This window comes from Caballeronia fortuita (assembly GCF_001544835.2).
Lineage (GTDB): Bacteria > Pseudomonadota > Gammaproteobacteria > Burkholderiales > Burkholderiaceae > Caballeronia > Caballeronia fortuita.
The window spans coordinates 1-3297 of record NZ_FCNX02000040.1 but is presented as its reverse complement, the minus strand read 5'-3'; the positions used below and the strand labels follow the sequence as shown (position 1 = coordinate 3297).

Sequence of the window (3297 nt, the reverse complement as noted above, 5' to 3'; positions counted from 1 at the left end):
GGGGTCTAGCATGGCTGAAGCCGTAAAAAAACCAAGGCCGGAGTACCGGAACATCGGGATCGGTCAGATCGCGAAGTATCGCTTGCCGCTGGCGGGGAAGGTATCGATCCTGCATCGCGTGAGCGGGCTGCTGCTCTTCGTGTCTCTGCCGTTCATCCTGTATCTGCTCGATCAGAGCCTCACGTCGGAAATCTCGTTCGACGCGTTCAAGGGCTTTCTCGCCAACCCCATCGTCAAGATCATCACGCTCGTGCTGTCGTGGTCGTATCTGCATCACTTCTGCGCGGGCATCCGCTTCCTGCTGCTCGACACGCACGTCGGCGTGAATAAGGAAGGCGGCAAACAAAGCGCGCTCATCGTGCTGATCGTCTCGCTGTTGCTCACGCTCGCGATGGCTCTCAAGATCTTCGGAGTGTTCTAACCATGGCAACGCAAAACCGGGTCGGCCCGAAGCGCCTCGTCGTCGGCGCGCACTATGGCCTGCGCGACTGGCTCGCGCAACGCATTACCGCGGTCGTGATGGCCGTGTACACCGTCATCCTTCTGTTCTGGTTCTTCGCCGCGCACAACTTCTCCTACGAAGGCTGGGCGGGCATCTTCGCGACCCAGTGGATGAAGCTCGCGACGTTCGTCACCTTGCTTTGCCTGTTCTATCACGCGTGGGTCGGCATCCGCGACATCTGGATGGACTACGTGAAGCCCATGGGTCTGCGCCTGCTCTTGCAAGTGCTGACGATCCTGTGGCTCGTCGGATGCGCCGGCTACGCTGCACAGATTCTCTGGAGAGTTTAAAGAACATGGCTGCAATCAAGACTTCCTTGCCGCGTCGTCGCTTTGACGTGGTTATCGTCGGCGCGGGCGGATCGGGCATGCGCGCATCGCTGCAACTCGCGCGCGCGGGGCTCTCCGTCGCGGTGCTCTCGAAAGTGTTCCCGACGCGCTCGCATACGGTGGCCGCGCAAGGCGGCATCGGTGCATCGCTCGGCAACATGAGCGAAGACAACTGGCACTATCACTTCTACGACACCATCAAGGGCTCGGACTGGCTCGGCGATCAGGACGCGATCGAGTTCATGTGCCGCGAAGCGCCCAACGCGGTCTATGAACTCGAACACATGGGCATGCCGTTCGACCGCAATCCGGATGGCACGATCTATCAGCGCCCGTTCGGCGGCCACACGGCGAACTATGGCGAGAAGCCCGTGCAACGCGCATGCGCCGCGGCTGACCGCACGGGTCACGCGCTGCTGCACACGCTGTATCAACAGAACGTCGCGGCCAAGACGCACTTCTTCGTCGAATGGATGGCGCTCGATCTGATCCGCGACGCCGATGGCGACGTGCTCGGCGTCACCGCGCTCGAAATGGAAACGGGCGACGTCTATATCCTCGAAGGCAAGACGACGCTGTTCGCCACGGGCGGCGCGGGCCGCATCTTTGCGGCATCGACGAATGCGTTCATCAATACGGGCGACGGCCTCGGCATGGCCGCGCGTTCGGGCATCGCGCTGCAGGACATGGAGTTCTGGCAGTTCCACCCGACGGGCGTTGCAGGCGCGGGCGTGCTGATCACCGAAGGCGTGCGCGGCGAAGGCGGCATTCTGCGCAACTCGAACGGCGATCGCTTCATGGAACGCTATGCGCCGACGCTGAAGGATCTCGCGCCGCGCGACTTCGTCTCGCGTTCGATGGATCAGGAGATCAAGGAAGGACGCGGCGTCGGTCCGAACAAGGATCACGTGCTGCTCGATCTGTCGCATATCGGCGCCGAGACGATCATGAAGCGTCTGCCGTCGATTCGCGAGATCGCGCTGAAGTTCGCGAACGTCGATTGCATCAAGGAGCCGATCCCCGTCGTGCCGACCATCCACTATCAGATGGGCGGTATTCCGACGAACATGCATGGGCAAGTGGTCGGTACGAGCAAGGGCTATGACGATCCGGTCAACGGTTTCTACGCAGTGGGCGAATGCTCGTGCGTATCGGTGCACGGCGCGAACCGTCTGGGCACGAACTCGCTGCTGGACCTCGTCGTCTTTGGCCGCGCGGCGGGCAATCACATCATCAAGCATGCAACGGAAATGAAGGAGCACAAGCCCCTTCCCGCCGATGCCGCCGACTTCGCGATGGAACGTCTCGCGGTGCTGGAGAAATCCACGTCGGGCGAATACACGCAGAACATCGCCAACGACATCCGCGCGACGATGCAGGCGCATGCGGGCGTGTTCCGCACGTCGAAGCTGCTGGAAGAGGGCGTCGGCAAGATCGCGGAGCTGAGCGAGCGCGTGAAGCACGTTCACTTGAAGGACAAGTCGAAGGTGTTCAACACCGCGAAGGTCGAGGCGCTCGAACTCGCGAACCTGATCGAAGTGGCGCGCGCGACGATGGTATCGGCCGAAGCGCGCAAGGAAAGCCGCGGGGCGCATGCGCATAGCGACTACGAGCATCGCGACGACGAGAACTGGATGCGTCATACGCTGTGGTTCAGCGAAGGCGATCGCCTGGATTACAAGCCGGTGCAGATGAAGCCGCTGACGGTCGAATCGGTGCCGCCGAAGGCGCGTACCTTCTAAGGGAAAGCGCAAGGAAATCGAAATGGCAAAGAGAATTTTTGAAGTCTATCGTTACGATCCGGACAAGGACGCGGCGCCGCGCATGCAGAGCTACGAGCTCGATCTGACGCATGAACGCATGCTGCTCGACGCGCTCGTGAAGCTGAAGGAAGTCGATGAGACGCTGTCGTTCCGCCGCTCGTGCCGCGAAGGCGTGTGCGGGTCGGACGCGATGAACATCAACGGCAAGAATGGCCTCGCGTGCCTGACGAATCTGAACGAGTTGCCGCAGCGTATCGTGCTGCGTCCGCTGCCGGGTCTGCCGGTGGTGCGCGATCTGATCTGCGACTTCACGCAGTTCTTCAACCAGTATCATTCGATCAAGCCGTATCTGATCAACGATACGCCGCCGCCCGAGAAGGAGCGTCTGCAATCGCCGGTCGAACGCGATGAGCTCGACGGCTTGTACGAGTGCATTCTGTGCGCGAGCTGCTCGACGTCGTGCCCGAGCTTCTGGTGGAACCCGGACAAGTTCGTGGGACCGGCGGGCTTGCTGCAGGCTTATCGCTTCATCGCGGATAGCCGCGATCAGGCGACGGGCGAACGTCTGGACAACCTGGAAGATCCGTATCGTCTGTTCCGTTGCCACACGATCATGAACTGCGTCGACGTGTGCCCGAAGGGGCTCAACCCGACCAAGGCGATCGGCAAGATCAAGGAATTGATGGTGCGCCGGGCGGTTTGA

4 protein-coding genes are annotated in these 3297 nt (G+C 61.4%); all 4 read left to right on the top strand.

Features of this window, described 5'->3' with window-relative positions; genetic code table 11:
- Window positions 1-10: 10 nt before the first annotated feature.
- Genes sdhC through AWB77_RS33945 form a run of 4 tightly spaced genes read left to right on the top strand, consistent with a single transcriptional unit; the run spans window position 11 to window position 3297 of the window.
- On the top strand, window positions 11-421 hold the full coding sequence (gene sdhC, locus AWB77_RS33960; protein ID WP_063936609.1) for a succinate dehydrogenase, cytochrome b556 subunit: 411 nt from the start codon (window positions 11-13) through the stop codon (window positions 419-421).
- Between the two features lie 2 nt (window positions 422-423).
- Window positions 424-792: a succinate dehydrogenase, hydrophobic membrane anchor protein gene (sdhD, locus tag AWB77_RS33955; protein WP_061138837.1), complete on the top strand. Its 369-nt coding sequence runs from the start codon at window positions 424-426 to the stop codon at window positions 790-792.
- Window positions 793-797: 5 nt separating this feature from the next.
- Window positions 798-2573, top strand: a complete 1776-nt coding sequence (gene sdhA, locus AWB77_RS33950) for a succinate dehydrogenase flavoprotein subunit (RefSeq protein WP_061138836.1) — start codon at window positions 798-800, stop codon at window positions 2571-2573.
- A 22-nt stretch (window positions 2574-2595) separates the two neighbouring features.
- Complete coding sequence (locus tag AWB77_RS33945; RefSeq protein ID WP_061138835.1) at window positions 2596-3297, top strand: succinate dehydrogenase iron-sulfur subunit; 702 nt, start codon at window positions 2596-2598, stop codon at window positions 3295-3297.